This is a genomic window from Catenuloplanes sp. NPDC051500 (genome assembly GCF_044454585.1).
In the GTDB taxonomy this organism is placed as follows: domain Bacteria; phylum Actinomycetota; class Actinomycetes; order Mycobacteriales; family Micromonosporaceae; genus Catenuloplanes.
Genome location: NZ_JBITDX010000001.1, coordinates 619,244 through 633,429 on the forward strand (window position 1 = coordinate 619,244; position 14,186 = coordinate 633,429).

The 14,186-nt window shown below is 71.2% G+C and carries 10 protein-coding genes; 6 read left to right on the plus strand and 4 right to left on the minus strand.

Going from position 1 to position 14,186, the window contains the following annotated elements; genetic code table 11:
* Positions 1-315: 315 nt before the first annotated feature.
* The 3 genes from ACIA8K_RS02580 (at position 316) to mptB (ending at position 5,793) form a co-directional block, all read left to right on the plus strand.
* Positions 316-1,089, plus strand: a complete 774-nt coding sequence (locus ACIA8K_RS02580; RefSeq protein WP_396054125.1) for a type 1 glutamine amidotransferase — start codon at positions 316-318, stop codon at positions 1,087-1,089.
* A 19-nt stretch (positions 1,090-1,108) separates the two neighbouring features.
* Positions 1,109-4,177, plus strand: coding sequence for a bifunctional [glutamine synthetase] adenylyltransferase/[glutamine synthetase]-adenylyl-L-tyrosine phosphorylase (locus ACIA8K_RS02585; protein WP_396054127.1), 3,069 nt, complete (start codon positions 1,109-1,111; stop codon positions 4,175-4,177).
* A gap of 119 nt (positions 4,178-4,296) precedes the next feature.
* Positions 4,297-5,793, plus strand: coding sequence for a polyprenol phosphomannose-dependent alpha 1,6 mannosyltransferase MptB (gene mptB, locus ACIA8K_RS02590; RefSeq protein ID WP_396054129.1), 1,497 nt, complete (start codon positions 4,297-4,299; stop codon positions 5,791-5,793).
* Positions 5,794-7,331: 1,538 nt separating this feature from the next.
* Here the strand turns inward: mptB and ACIA8K_RS02595 are convergent.
* On the minus strand, positions 7,332-8,354 hold the full coding sequence (locus tag ACIA8K_RS02595) for an ROK family protein (protein WP_396054131.1): 1,023 nt from the start codon (positions 8,352-8,354) through the stop codon (positions 7,332-7,334).
* 117 nt (positions 8,355-8,471) lie between these two features.
* Entirely contained in the window at positions 8,472-8,696 is a 225-nt protein-coding gene (locus ACIA8K_RS02600; protein ID WP_396054133.1) for a TM2 domain-containing protein, read from the minus strand.
* A gap of 105 nt (positions 8,697-8,801) precedes the next feature.
* On the opposite strand from ACIA8K_RS02600, the gene ACIA8K_RS02605 reads away from it, so the two are divergent.
* Complete coding sequence (locus ACIA8K_RS02605; protein ID WP_396054135.1) at positions 8,802-10,382, plus strand: AAA family ATPase; 1,581 nt, start codon at positions 8,802-8,804, stop codon at positions 10,380-10,382.
* A gap of 249 nt (positions 10,383-10,631) precedes the next feature.
* On the plus strand, positions 10,632-10,934 hold the full coding sequence (locus ACIA8K_RS02610; RefSeq protein WP_396054137.1) for a ComEA family DNA-binding protein: 303 nt from the start codon (positions 10,632-10,634) through the stop codon (positions 10,932-10,934).
* A gap of 25 nt (positions 10,935-10,959) precedes the next feature.
* On the opposite strand, the gene ACIA8K_RS02615 is transcribed toward ACIA8K_RS02610, so the two are convergent.
* Positions 10,960-11,259 (minus strand): winged helix-turn-helix domain-containing protein, encoded by a 300-nt coding sequence (locus tag ACIA8K_RS02615; RefSeq protein WP_396054139.1) that lies wholly within the window; start codon positions 11,257-11,259, stop codon positions 10,960-10,962.
* A 437-nt stretch (positions 11,260-11,696) separates the two neighbouring features.
* Positions 11,697-13,049 carry a type I glutamate--ammonia ligase gene (gene glnA, locus ACIA8K_RS02620; RefSeq protein WP_396054141.1) on the minus strand — a complete coding sequence of 451 codons (1,353 nt, stop codon included), beginning with the start codon at positions 13,047-13,049 and terminating at the stop codon, positions 11,697-11,699.
* 243 nt (positions 13,050-13,292) lie between these two features.
* Between glnA and ACIA8K_RS02625 the strand changes: the two genes are divergently transcribed.
* On the plus strand, positions 13,293-14,108 hold the full coding sequence (locus tag ACIA8K_RS02625; protein WP_396054143.1) for a hypothetical protein: 816 nt from the start codon (positions 13,293-13,295) through the stop codon (positions 14,106-14,108).
* Positions 14,109-14,186: the final 78 nt, after the last annotated feature.

Below are 14,186 nucleotides of genomic sequence, written 5' to 3' on the forward strand. Positions count from 1 at the left end.
TCCAACCCCCTCCACCCCCACCCCCACGCCAAAACCCCCCACCAGCCCCAGTCGCCCCCAGTCGCGCTCAGTCGCCCCCAGTCGTACCCCCGACGCTTTTCTCTGCAGTTTCCCCCGACCCGCGCGCGTCTGTACCGCCCACGTGAGGCGCGTTCGACCAGAGCTGACGCGGCCACCGGCAGACACGCTCTTCGTCTGCCGGTGGCCGCGTCAGCGCCGGGAGTGGCGCCGAGCCCGGAGGAGCGAAGCGACGACCATAAGCAGAGCCCATAAGCCCACACCCATAAACACAACGGAAACCGATAACCTCGACGCGTGGGTACGGCGCTGGTAGTGGAGAACGATCCTGCGGACGACGTCCGGCGACTCGGCGAGTGGCTGACCGAGGCCGGTCTGACACTTGAGATTCGGCGTCCGCATGCGGGCGACGACCTCCCCGAGACGCTTGACGGCTATGACGCGTTCGTGGTGCTCGGCGGTGATCAGAGCGCCTATCCGGACGCGGACGGTACACCCGGCGCGCCCTGGTTCCCCCGGCTGGAGGGGCTGCTTCGCAAGGCGGTCCGGTTCCGCACGCCGACGCTCGCGGTCTGCCTCGGCGCGCAGCTGCTGGCCACCGCGCACAACGGCACAGTGGTCCGCAGCCCGTCCGGCCCGGAGATCGGCCCGGGGCTGATCGGCCGACGCGACGCCGCCGACAACGATCCGCTGTTCCGGTACGTCCCGCTCCTGCCGGACGTGCTGCAGTGGCACGTCGACGAGATCACCGAGCTGCCGTTCGGCGCCGTGCTGCTCGCCGCGTCCACCCGCTTCCCCAATCAGGCGTTCCGGCTCGGCGACCGGGCCTGGGGCCTGCAGTTCCACATCGAGTGCGACGCCGACATGATCGTCCGGTGGGCGGCGGACGACGACGGCCTGCTCGCCGACCTGGGCTATGCGCCGGACGTCGTGGTGGATGCCTGCGCGGCCGCGCTCGCCGACGTGGAGGAGATCTGGCAGCCGTTCGCGGCCCGGTTCGCCGCGCTTGCGCTCGGCGCCCCGCACGGCGCCGGTCCGGGCCGGCCCCTGCCGCTGCTGGGGCAGGAGTGAGCGCGTGGAGTCGGGCCCGTTGACCAGGCCGACCGGCGCACGCCTGGCGCGCTACGGGTTCTCGCTCACCGGCACCGGCCCGAAGGCCGCGGATCTGCTCGGCCCGCCTGAGGACGGCGGCCTCGGGCTGTGGGACCCGCAGGCCCAGGAGCCAGCCGGCGAGGGTGCGGGTGAGCTGCTCACCGTGCTGTCCCGGACCGCGGACCCGAACCTCGCGTTGCGCCAGCTGCACCGGGTGGCGGAGGCGGAGCGCCGCGCCCACCCGCCCGCGGAACCGCCGCCCGCGCCGCCGGAGGGCAGGTTGCGCCGCGCGCTGCACCTGCACCGGCACCAGGACGAGCCGGTCGACGAGAGCCTGCTCGGCACGCTGCGCCGGGACAAGGGGCTGGTCCGGCGGTTGTTCGCGGTGCTCGGCGCGTCGAGCACGCTCGGCGACGACCTGGTCGCCGACCCGGATCGCTGGCGGGTGCTGCGCACGGAGAAGAACGGTGTCGCGCCGGCCGCGGAGGGCACGCTCGACCTGGGCACGGACGGGCTCCCGACGGTTCCGGAGCTGCGCCGGGCGTACCGTGCCGCGCTCTTGAGGATCGCCGCCGCGGATCTGACGGCGGGCCGCGGGCTTGAGCAGACCATGGCCGCGATCACCGCGCTGGCCGACGCGACGCTCGCGGCCGCCTACGACATCGCGGTGTCGGAACTGCCGGCCGGCACCGAGACGCCAAGCCTCGCCGTGATCGCGATGGGCAAGTGCGGTGCGAACGAGCTGAATTACGTCTCCGACGTCGACGTGATCTTCGTGTGCCGGGGCGACGAGGACATGTCCGCCGCCACAGCTGTCGCGGTCCGCCTGATGGAGATCGGTGGCCTGGTCGCCTGGCAGGTCGACGCCGCGCTGCGCCCGGAGGGCGGGCGGGGGCCGCTGGTCCGGACGCTCGCCAGCCACCTCTCCTACTATCACAGGTGGGCGCGGACCTGGGAGTTCCAGGCGCTGCTCAAGGCGCGGGTCGCGGTCGGTGATGCGGTGCTCGGGGCGGAGTGGCTGACCCAGCTCGGTCCGCTGATCTGGCACGCGGCCGAGCGCCCGGAGGCGGTCGCGGACGTACGCGCCATGCGCCGCCGGATCATCGACCAGGTCCCGCCGAAGCAGAAGGACCGGGAGATCAAGCGCGGCCCCGGCGGTCTGCGCGACATCGAGTTCGCTGTGCAGCTGCTCCAGCTCGTGCACGGCCGGGTGGACGAGTCGCTGCGGGTCGGCGGCACCGTCCCGGCGCTTCGCGCGCTTGTCAACGGCGGGTACGTGGGCCGGCAGGACGGCGAAACGCTGCTGCGCGGCTACCGGTTCTTGCGCGCGGTCGAGCACCGGCTCCAGCTCCAGCACCTGAGCCGCACGCACACCGTACCGGCCGACGTGGACGCGCAGCGCTGGCTGGCCCAGTCGCTCGGCTACGCGCCGCTGCCCGGCCGGGACGTGGTCGAGGCGTTCCGTGCGGACTGGGTCGCGCACGCGGCCGGCGTCCGCCGCCTGCACGCGAAGCTGCTCTACCGCCCGCTGCTGGAGGCCGTGGCCCGGGTGCCTGCCGAACAGCTGCGCATGTACCCGGAGTCGGCCCGCCGCCGGCTGCAGGTGCTCGGCTACGCGGACCCGGCCGGCGCGCTGCGGCACATCGAGGCGCTGACCGGCGGCCTGTCCCGGACCGCAGCGATCCAGCGCACGCTGCTGCCGGTGCTGCTCGAGGAGCTGGCCGACGCGCCGGAGCCGGACCGCGGCCTGCTCAGCTACCGCCAGCTCTCCGACAAGCTGGGCAGCGCGCCCTGGTACCTGCGCCTGCTCCGCGACGAGGGCCCGGTCGTGCGCCGCCTCGCCCGGCTGCTCGGCCTGTCCCGGTACGCCGCCGACCTGCTCGCCCGCGACCCGGAGGCACTGCGGCTGCTCGCCGACGACGCGGAGCTCACGCCGCGTACCCGCGAGGTGCTTGAGCCCGGTTTCAGGTCCGCGGCCACCCGGCATCTGCCCGGCAAGGACGGCGTCCCGCCGGACGATCCACACCAGGCGATCGCGGCGGTACGTGCGCTGCGCCGCCGTGAGCTGCTCCGGCTGGCCTGTGCAGACGTCCTGGCGAACGCGGAGGAGCTGGCCCCGGCCAAGCCCGCCGGCATGCCGGACGTGGCCCGGGGCCTGTCCGCGGTCACCGACGCCACGCTTGCCGCCGCGCTGCGGGTCGCCCGCGAGGTGCATCGCACCGGTCCCGAGCTGCGGTTCACAGTGATCGGCATGGGCCGGCTCGGCGGCGACGAGATGAGCTACTCGTCCGATGCGGACGTGTTGTTCGTCTTCGACGGCGCCAAGGAGGACGCGGCCCCGGCGCACGCGATCGCTGAGGAGCTGCGCCGGCTGCTCGGCATGCCCGCGCACGACCCGCCGCTCGGCATCGACGCGGACCTGCGCCCGGAAGGACGGCAGGGGCCGCTCGTGCGCAGCCTCGCCGCCTACCGGTCGTACTACGAGCGCTGGTCGAAGATCTGGGAGGCGCAGGCACTGCTCCGGGCCCGGTACGTCTGCGGCGACGTCTCGCTCGGCGCCGAGTTCCTCGCACTCGCGGACACGTTGCGTTACCCGGACGGCGGTCTCTCCCGCGAGCAGGTCACCGAGATCCGCCGGATCAAGGCGCGGGTGGAGAACGAGCGGCTGCCGCGCGGCGCCGACCCGGCCACCCACACCAAGCTCGGCCGCGGCGGTCTCGCGGACGTCGAGTGGGCGGTCCAACTGCTCCAGCTCCGGCACGCGCACGCGGTGCCCGGCCTGCGGTCGACCAGGACACTTGAGGCGCTGGACGCGGCACACCGGGCCGGCCTGGTGGACGACACGGACACGGCCGCACTGCGGGCGGGCTGGACGCTTGCCGCGGAGGTCCGCAACGCGCTCACACTGGTCCGCGGCCGGCCCACCGACCAGCTGCCCCGGCACGGCCCGGAGCTGGCCGGCGTGGTCCAGCTGCTGGGTGCGGCCGACCCGCAGGAGTTCGTCGACGAGTACCTGAAGACCACCCGCCGGGCGCGCGCCGCGACCGAGCACGTGCTCGAAGCGTGACGCGTGTCGTTACTCATGGCGGCTCCCTGAGCCGAGCGCGGGTGGCTTAGCCTTTCACCCGGCAATGGCGACGCGTTGCCTGAATCTCGGCAAAGCCGACGAAGGAAGCAGACCTCACCGTGTCCGAACAGACCACCGCACCGCCCCCGCCTGCACCGGCGCCGGCCGCCGAGCCGTCGCGTCTGCCGCTCCACCTGGCCCGGTGGACCGGGCTCGCCGGCGCGGTGCTGCTGGCGGTCGCGGCCTACCTGGGCGGCGCGCTGCCGGTGATCCAGCCGGAATGGGTGTCACCGGTCACGATCTGGCAGTCGGAGAACGGCCCGGCCTCGGTGATCGCCTACTTCACCGGGGCGATTCTGCTCGCCTACGCGTGGTGGCGGGCCCGGGCCGGCGCGCTGACCGTGCGCTGGGTAGCGGTGACCGCCGCGCTGTGGTCCCTGCCGCTGCTCGTCGCGCCGCCGCTGGCCAGCCGGGACGTGTACCCGTACTCCTGCCAGGGTGAGGTGTTCGCGGCCGGGATCGATCCCTACCGGCACGGCGTCGCCGCGCTGCCCTGCGAGTGGCTGGACCTGGTCACACCGATGTGGCGGGAGACCGGCGCGCCGTACGGTGCGGTCTTCATGGCGGTCGCCGGCCTGGTCGCGCACGTCACCGGCACGCTCTGGGAGTCGATCGCCGGCTTCCGCACGGTCGCGGTCCTCGGCCTGCTGCTTGCCGCGGTGAGCCTGCCCGCGCTGGCCCGCCGCGCCGGCGCCGACCCGGCCCGCGCGCTCTGGCTCGGCCTGACCACGCCGCTTGTCGCGATCCATCTCCTCTCCGGCACACACAACGACGCGCTGATGATCGGCCTGTTCCTGGCCGGACTCGCGGTGACGCCCCGGCCGGCCATCCAGCGCACCGCGGTCTGGTGGTCGAGGCTGGCCGCGGCCGGCGTACTGATCGGACTGTCCGTAGGTGTCAAGGGCACCGCGATCGTGGTCCTGCCATTCGCGGCGCTGCTGGCGCTCGGCCCACCGTTCCGCTGGCGCGCGCTGTGGCCGGTCGCGGGCGTGCTTACCGGCGGCGCCGTAGCCGCGCTGGCGATCACCACGATCGCCGCCGGGCTCGACCTCGGCTGGCTGGCCGCCCTCTCCAGTACCGGCGACTCGATCGTCTGGCAGTCGCCGCCGACCTCGTTCGGCCTGACCATCGAGTGGCTGATCCGCCTGGTCGGCATCCGGTTCAAGTTCATCAACACGTTCCGGGTGATCGGGCTGCTACTGCTGATCCCAGTGCTTGTCACACTCTGGCTGCGGGCCCGCCGCGACCAGACCGACGCGCGGGTGCTGCACCACGCGGGCCTGGCGCTGGCCGCGGTGCTGGCCCTCTCCCCGGTGGTCAACATCTGGTACATGACCTGGCCGATCACGCTGCTGGCGATCTCGGTCTCCGGCCGCGGCCTGCTCGGCCTGACGTTCGTCACGATCGCCGGCCTGTTCGTGATCATGCCGGACGGCACCGGCCTGGCCTACTTCACCAAGATCCCGGGAGCCCCGATCATGTTCGGCTTCTCGGTCTGGTTCCTGGTCCGCCTCATCCGCCGCCTGCGCGAGGAACGGCAGCTCAGCACCGCATAGTTGCGGCAGCTCAGCTGCACGTGGCGTCACCATCGGTGGATGGAGGCATTCGAGGAAGCGGCGACCGCGCCGCACACCGGCGTGCTCACCGCCTGGAACGCACGTGACGCCGCCGCCTTCGCCGTCACGGCTTGGGCGGGCGCGGCTTGGGCGGGCGCGGCTTGGGCGGGCGCGGCTTGGGCGGGCGCAAGGACCGGCACCGAGGCCGCGGGTGTGCGGGGCGGTCGCGGCACTTCGGCAGGTCTCAAGGGCGGGCATGACGCGGGGCCACACCGGATCCGCATATGTCAGGACACAGCCCACGCTCACGACCCGCGACCCGTGACCCGCGACCCGCGTCATGCGGCGATCCGCGGTCAGTGCGCAGGTTCGAGCGCTACGCGCCCGACATTTCGTTATATGGGTGTCTGCCTGTGCGTTCATCCTGACGCCGAAGGCGTCAGCAAGGCCCGCGTCAAGATCCTTGCGGCTCTGGTGGCCCCTATCCGAGCGCAATAAGGGCCACCAGAGCCGCAAGGATCTTGCATCCCGCCAGATGGACGCGAAATCCCGCACAACGAACCAATCTCGGCGCGGAGCGCCCGAGCTGCCATTGCCCTGGCGCGGCGACACGGGAGAGCCAAGATCGACTGACTCTTCGGCAGCTCGCGGCTTCGGTGCTGGCCCTTGCGACCACTTAGGCCGAGATCAACCGCTGCCTGTCACCCCGCCTTCGGTGCTGGCCCTTGCGACCACCCAGGCAAAGATCAACCGGCTCTACCGGCCACGCTCGCTCTCTCGGTGCCGGCCCTTGCGACCACCAGACCGCAGCCGCCCCGACCAGCCGCCGCTTAGACGATGACCGTGCTGCCCCCGCGTGCCGCGAGACCGCTGACCAGCCGAAACGACCCACCACACTCCTGGCCTCGATGCCAGCCTTCGATCGTGAGGCCCCAGACCGTCGCATGTGAATGGGCAGCAAAGTCGCTTCCGCGGGCGAACCTCGCCGCCCACCAAGACTCCGCTTGCCCGGCGGCTCGGAGCCGGTCCCGTCATGGGCCTGGGACAACAGCGCGAGGCACCGTCGCTGGTGACGGCCGCCGACGCGGCACCACTCCCGGCGTGGGCCTGGGACAACAGCGCGAGGCACCGCCGCCGGTGACGGCAGCCGACGCGGCACCACCCCCGGCGTGGGCCTGGGACAACACAGCGCGAGGCCCCGCCGCTGGCGACGGCCGCCGACGCGGCACCACCCCCGACGCGGGCCTGGGACAACAGCGCGAGGCACCGTCGCTGGTGACGGCAGCCAACGCGGCACCACCCCCGACGCGGGGGACAACCACGGGAGCGCCGTCGCCTGGCCACGTCGCCGTCGCGCGACCGGTCTCGTCGTGGTCGCGGGGAGGATCACGCGAGCCTCGTCGCCGAATCACGGCCGTTACCGGGGAACGGGCCCACGGGTTCTGTCCTGGGCCCGGCCGCGGCGGGACCGGCGGCCCGCGGGAGCGTGCGGGCCGGACCACCGCGGAAGCGGGTAGATCCAGATTTTGGTCTGGCTCTTACTCCGGGGGCGAGTGCAGTTCCAGCGCGGCGATCGCGGCACCCCGTGCGCCGGCCATGTCCAGGTCCGGGACCAGGGCGAACGTCGCGACCGAGGCCTGCTCCGCGCGCAGCAGCGTGTGCTCGCGCACGGTCTTGATGAACCACTCGCGGAAGTGCGGTTGTGTTTCCACGACGCCGCCGCCGACGAAATAGGCGTGCGGGTCGGTGAAGTTCGCCGCGACGGTGAAGAGGCGGCCGATCGCGGCAGCCTGCTGGGCGAAGACGCGCAGCGCCATCTCGTCGCCGGACTCGGCCAGGCCGCGCAGCTTCTTCGCCGCGGACAGGATCGACTCCTCGCGATGCAGCGGGTGGTCGGGATAGCGGGTCAGCCAGTACGGCAGCAGGTTCTTGGCGATGCCGGTCAGCGACGCGATGCTTTCCGAGTCGCCGGTGAAGCCGCAGTTGCAGAGCGGCAGCGGCTGGTCGTCCTCGATCAGGCCGTGCAGCGGGATGGTCACGTGGCCCAGCTCGCCGGCCATGCCCGCGGCGCCCTTGACGACCTGCCCGTTCGCCACCACGCCGCCGCCGAGGCCGGTGCCGACGATCGCGGAGATCGACGATGTCTCCGCGGCCTTGTCGCCGAAGTAGACGTGGTGGGCGTAGAGCGCGGCCGCGTTGCCGTCGTTGTTGTAGACGACCGGCAGGCCGAGCCGGGCCTCGAGCGCGCCGCGGATGTCGAAGCCGTGCCAGGCCGGCTCGGAGAAGTTCGTCGAGCCCTTCTGCGAGATCACGCCGTCCGCGGTGGCCGGGCCGGGTGTGTCCAGGCCGACCGCCACCACCGCCTCACGCGGCACGTTCGTGATCTTCAGGATGTTGTCGAGCGCGTCGCTGAGCGCCTGGACTGCGGCGTCCGGGCCGAGCTTGACCAGGCTCGGGATCTCGACCATGCGATCGACCAGGAACTCTCCGGCCGCCGTCAGAATTGTCGCGTTGTTGGCGTTGCCACCGTTGTCGATGCCGATGACCACCGGACCGTTCACCAACACCATCGTCGCCTCCGCCCGCCCGCCGAACCCTGAACCGCATCGTACCGACGATCTTCTTCGGCGGAGATGAATCGGCCCCCGGGATGATCGTCCCGGGGGCCGTTCAGAGACTTAGCGGGCGAGCGGAAGGCCCTGCTTGTCGGTGAAGTTGCCGATCGCGATCATGATGAAGTCGATCAGCGTCCAGATGCCGAAGCCGCCGAAGGTGACCAGCATCAGGATGCCGGTACCGATCTTGCCGACGTAGAAACGGTGCACGCCGAGGGTGCCCAGGAACAGGGCGAGCAGCAGGGCGACAATCCAGCTCTTCTGACCGGCAGCGGTGGTGGTGGACATGGTGGTGTATCTCCTACCTGAGAGTTACCTGCGAAAATCGATGCACACTATCGGGGTCCGGTGCTCATAGGCAACAGCCGTTCTGCTCATTGCTAGTGTTCTGTCGTGCCGTCGCTCGGATTTCGCAGTGATCTCTCCCAAGCGTTCCGCGCTCGCATTCCCATTCTTTACGTCGAGTCATATGAAGAGCACCGTGCGCTTGCCGAGATCGCCGCTGTCGCCCGCGATCCGGAACTGGTCCGTACCCCGCGCGCACTGCTCACCTGGTCACCGACGAGCGGCCTGATCCAGCCGGACGGCACCGCCCGCCGCGGCGCCGTCGACCCGGAGGACGCGATCGTCGCGGCGCTCCGCACGGAGGAGCCGAGCGTCTTCGTCTTCTGCGACCTGCACGCCACGCTCGGCCCCGCGGTCGTCCGGCTGCTCCGCGACGTCGCGGCCGCGTTCCGGGCCGGCCCGGTCCCGCGCACGCTTGTCATACTCGCGCCCGCGCTGCACATTCCGCACGACCTGGAGAAGGACGTCTCGATCCTCGACTTCCCGCTCCCGGCCGAGACCGACATCCGCGCGCTGCTCGACCGCATGATCGACGACAACGTGGCCACCGGGCGGATCACTGTCACCCTCACGCCCGGCGACCGCGAACGGTTCGCAAAGGCCGCGCTCGGCCTGACGCTGCACGAGGCGGAGAACGCGTTCGCCCGCGCCATGGTCGACGACCAGGTCCTCGCGCCCGGCGACCTCGCAGTCGTGCACGAGGAGAAACGCCAGGCCGTGCGCAAGTCCGGGCTGCTTGAGTTCGTCGAGCCGCACGCCGGGCTCGCCGACGTCGGCGGTCTGGAAAACCTCAAACGCTGGCTGGTACGCCGGGACGGCACCTGGCTCGACGAGGCCGCCGCCTGGGGCCTGCCCGCACCGCGCGGCGTGCTGATCACCGGCGTCCCAGGCTGCGGAAAGTCCCTCACCGCCAAGGCCGTCTCGGCCGGGTGGGGGCTGCCGCTGCTCCGGCTCGACATGGGACGCGTGTTCAGCGGCCTGGTCGGCTCCTCCGAGCAGAACATGCGCACCGCGATCCGCGCGGCCGAGGCTACCTCGCCGTGCGTGCTGTGGATCGACGAGATCGAGAAAGGGCTGGCCGCGTCGTCCGGGTCCGGGGACAACACCGGCACCGGCGCCCGGGTGTTCGGCACGTTCCTCACCTGGCTGCAGGAAAAGACACGGCCGGTGTTCGTGATCGCCACCGCGAACGACATCGACAGGCTCCCCGCCGAGCTGCTCCGCAAAGGACGCTTCGACGAGATCTTCTTCGTCGACCTGCCGACCGGCCCGGAACGCACCGCGATCTGGACCGTCCACCTCAGCCGCCGCCTCAGCCACCCCGCCGTCGCCGGTCGCCTCGATCTCACGCCCGACCTGCTGGCCGAACTGACGAAGCTCACCGACGGATACTCCGGCGCCGAGATCGAGCAGGGCGTGGTAGCCGCGCTCTACGACGCGTTCGCCGAACGCCGTCCACTGCAGCGCGACGACCTGGTCCGCGCCGTGACGAACACGGTGCCACTGAGCGTGACGCAGGCGGAGCGCATCGCAGGGATCCGCACCTGGGCCGCGAGCCGCGCGGTCGCCGCGACCGCGCCGGAGGACTGGGATATGGGCGCGGGCACCGGCCGGGCCGTAGAGTTCTGATCTCGGGGTCGGCAGCGGAGGTTCGTTACGGTGAGTTGGTGGCAGCGCTTTACCTCCTCCGAGCCGTCGCCTGACACGGACCCCACGGCGCCGGACCCTGCAAGCCCGTCGTTCTGGCCGGCCGGGCCTACACCGCCGGCGTCGGGCGGTTCGTGGGGATCGACGGCGCGTCCGGGCCACCGAACCCCGGAGATCACGCCGACACCACGGCTCCCCGCCGCCTCCTCACCCGCCGCGGACGACCAGCTGGTGCTGCCGCTCCTGCCGCCCGGCACCCGCCCACCCACGTTCGTCGACCGGGTGGACGTCAACGCGGCCACCGCCGAGGAACTGTCGGTCCTCCCCGGCGTCTCGCTTGAGGGCGCGTCCCGGGCGGTCGACCTCCGCACGTTCGGCGGCCCTTTCGCAGACATCGACGAGTTCGCCACCGCCGCCGGCGTCGACCTGGCCGAACACCCCCGCCTGCCCAACCTGCTCGCCTGCCACAAACCCCAGAAGCCCTACAACCCCGCGGCCCCGTACCTCCCCGACGCCCGCATCCTGGACGTCTGAGCTGGCCGTCCAGCGGAAACACCGACTATTCGGGTACGGGAAGGCCCGGCTTGGGTCGGCGCCGGGTCGTCGCCTGCGGGAAGGGTACGGATGAGGGCAGCCGCTCGGTGGACGGCCGAAACGGCGGCTGGCACGCGCGGTCGCGGACAAATCTGCCCCGGCCCTGGTGGCACTCGATCCAGCCCTCGGCCTCAAGGCGGGTGGTCGCGGAAAGGATGGCGTTGTTGCCGACGTCGTAATGCTCCATCAGCTGCCGGGTCGATGGCAGCTGGTCGCCGGGCCGCAGCTCGCCGCGATGGATCTTGCGGCGGATGTCCTCGGCCACGGATCTGTTGTTCCACATCCGGGGATCGACGGCACGGAGCCGGCGGCGGACATTTTCGGCGACGCTGTCGTTATCCCGCACCTGTCGACCCATCGTTGTAACACCGGATGGCTGGCACGGCCATGTAATCATGACCGACTTACCGCGACAAGCATTCGTTCGTGTCCGCCCCTGGACTTACTCGACCTACCGCGTTAAGTTGGGCCCGTGACACCTGGCTGGCACCTGGTGGTCATCACCGCACCGCTTCGGCGGCACCTGCCCATTGATGCAGGTCACGCCCGCGTCCACACGGAACGGGCTGAGTCACGCACTCCTCAGGGAGATCGCCGCGCCGGACGCCGGACGCGGCTCACAGTGCGGGCCGACTCCCACGGACGGGTGACGACGGGATGACGCGAGCCCCGGACCTCACGGTCCGGGGCTCGGCCCGACGGTTACAGCGCCCCGAGATACCGCTGACGCTCGTACGGCGTGACCTCGCGGCGGTACTGCTCCCACTCCGACCGCTTGTTGCGGAGGAAGAAGTCGAAGACGTGCTCGCCGAGGACCTCGGCGACAAGCTCGGAGCTGGCCATGGCCTCGACCGCCTCGGACAGGTTCTCCGGGAGGGCTTCGTACCCCATCGCCTTGCGCTCGGCGTTGGAGAGCGACCACACGTCGTCCTCCGCGCCCGGCGGCAGCTCGTAGCCCTCTTCGATGCCCTTCAGGCCGGCGCCGAGCATGACCGCGAAGCCCAGGTACGGATTGACGGCCGAGTCCAGCGAGCGGATCTCGACGCGAGCCGAGTTGGGCTTGCCGTACGCGGGGACGCGGACAAGCGCCGACCGGTTGAGGTGGCCCCAGCACACGTACGCCGGGGACTCGGTGATCTGGTTCGGCAGCTGCTGCGGGAAGAGCCGCTTGTACGAGTTGACCCACTGGTTGGTGACCGCGGTGTACTCACGCGCGTGCACAAGCAGCCCGGCGATGAACGCCTTGGCCACCTTGGACAGCTTCATCGGGTCGCTGGCGTCGTGGAAGACGTTGCGCTCGCCCTCGAAGAGCGAGAGGTGGGTGTGCATGCCGCTGCCGGGCTGGTCGGTGAACGGCTTCGGCATGAAGGTGGCGCGGACGCCGTGCGAGAGCGCGACCTCCTTGACCACGTGCCGGAACGTCATGATGTTGTCGGCGGTGGTCAGCGCGTCCGCGTACCGCAGGTCGATCTCCTGCTGGCCGGGCGCGACCTCGTGGTGGCTGAACTCGACGGAGATGCCGATCCGCTCCAGCGCGAGCACGGCCTGCCTGCGGAAGTCACGGGCGACGGCGTGCGTGGTGTGCTCGAAGTAGCCGCCGGTGTCGACCGGGGTGGGGATCGAGCCGTCCAGAGGCCCGTTCTCCAGCAGGAAGAACTCGATCTCCGGGTGCGTGTAGAAGGTGAAGCCCTTCTCCGCGGCCTTGGAGAGCATGCGGCGCAGCACGTGGCGCGGGTCGGCCCAGGACGGGCTGCCGTCCGGGAGCAGGATGTCGCAGAACATGCGCGCGCTCTCGCCGCTGACGCCGCCCTCGAACGGGAAGACCTGAAACGTCGTCGGGTCGGGCATGGCGACCATGTCGGACTCGAAGATGCGGGCGAAGCCCTCGATGGCCGAGCCGTCGAAGCCGATGCCCTCCTCGAAGGCGGACTCCAGCTCGGCCGGTGCGACCGAGACGCTCTTCAGCGTTCCCAGCACATCCGTGAACCAGAGCCGGACGAATCGGATGTCGCGCTCTTCCAATGTGCGGAGCACGAATTCCTGCTGTCGGTCCACCTTCTGTACCCCTCGCAACGACGTGCCTACATCACCAACGGCCGTCGGATTGGCCTGATGGAGACCTTACGCCCACCCGGGCCGGACGGCCCGGTGCACGGTGTTCCCAGCCCACCATCACGCTCAGCGGCGCCAGTCTCTCCCGCATTGGTTTCGTGCATGTTACGCCGAATCCATACACGCCGATGTGCGCAACCTGTCCGGTTTATAGGCGTTGGAACCAGTCAGACGGAGGGAGCGCACATGCGACACCTGAGTGGGCGGCCCCTGACGGTCGCCGGTGGCCTGCTGCTCGGCCTGATGCTCGCCGCCGTCCTGCTGACGCTGAACGTGATGGGCGTCCACATCGACGATGATCCACCGCCCGAGGCCGCGCGGTCCGGGCCGCACGGCGAGCCGCTGACCGGCAACCAGCCCGAACTGTCCCGCGCGCTGATCTCCACGGCCGACCTGGCCGCGCGCCTCACACCCACACCGTCCAGGTCCGCGTCCGAGGCCGTGCCGGTGCCCACGCCGGCGGCGCGCCGGACCGAGGCCGCCGCGCCACCGGCCGAGGAGGAACTCGCGCCACCGGAGCGGGCCGAGCGGTGCCGCACGCTGTTCCGCGCGCCGTGGGAGCTGGTCCCGTCCGGGCACGAGGTCACGGACCAGGCGATGTCAGACTCCCAGATCACGATCAACACCTCCGTGGGTACGCCGCGGCTGCGTCAGATGTTGTCGCTCTTCGCGGACGACGGCGCGGCGGCCGCCTACGAGGCGATCCGCGCCTCGGTCTCGGAGTGCCGGTCGTTCGAGACCACGCTCGAGGACGGCACGCTCGCCACGATCTCGCTGCGGGAGCTGGAGATGGGCGGCGGCGACGCGGACGGCGCGTACGCGGTGCGGATCGTGGCCCGCGGCGAGGACGGCACGCTCACCGGCTATCTCGCGGTCGGCAGGGTCGGGCCAATGCTGTCGGTGCTGCGCACGGTCGGCCCGGAGGGCTCGGTCGACTCCGGGGACGCGGAGCCCACGCTGGACCTGGCGATCGACAAGATGGAGCTGCTCGAGGAGGACTGACCGTGGAGTCAGCCCGGCTCGAAAGACTCAGTCTGAGTCAATCGTGACGGGTCTAACACCCCCGATTGCGGCGTTACC

Coding starts and splice junctions, on each gene's coding strand:
- ACIA8K_RS02625 (WP_396054143.1), top strand. CDS start 13,293: ATGCGACACCTGAGTGGGCGGCCCCTGACGGTCGCCGGTGGCCTGCTG.
- ACIA8K_RS02600 (WP_396054133.1), bottom strand. CDS start 8,696: ATGTCCACCACCACCGCTGCCGGTCAGAAGAGCTGGATTGTCGCCCTG.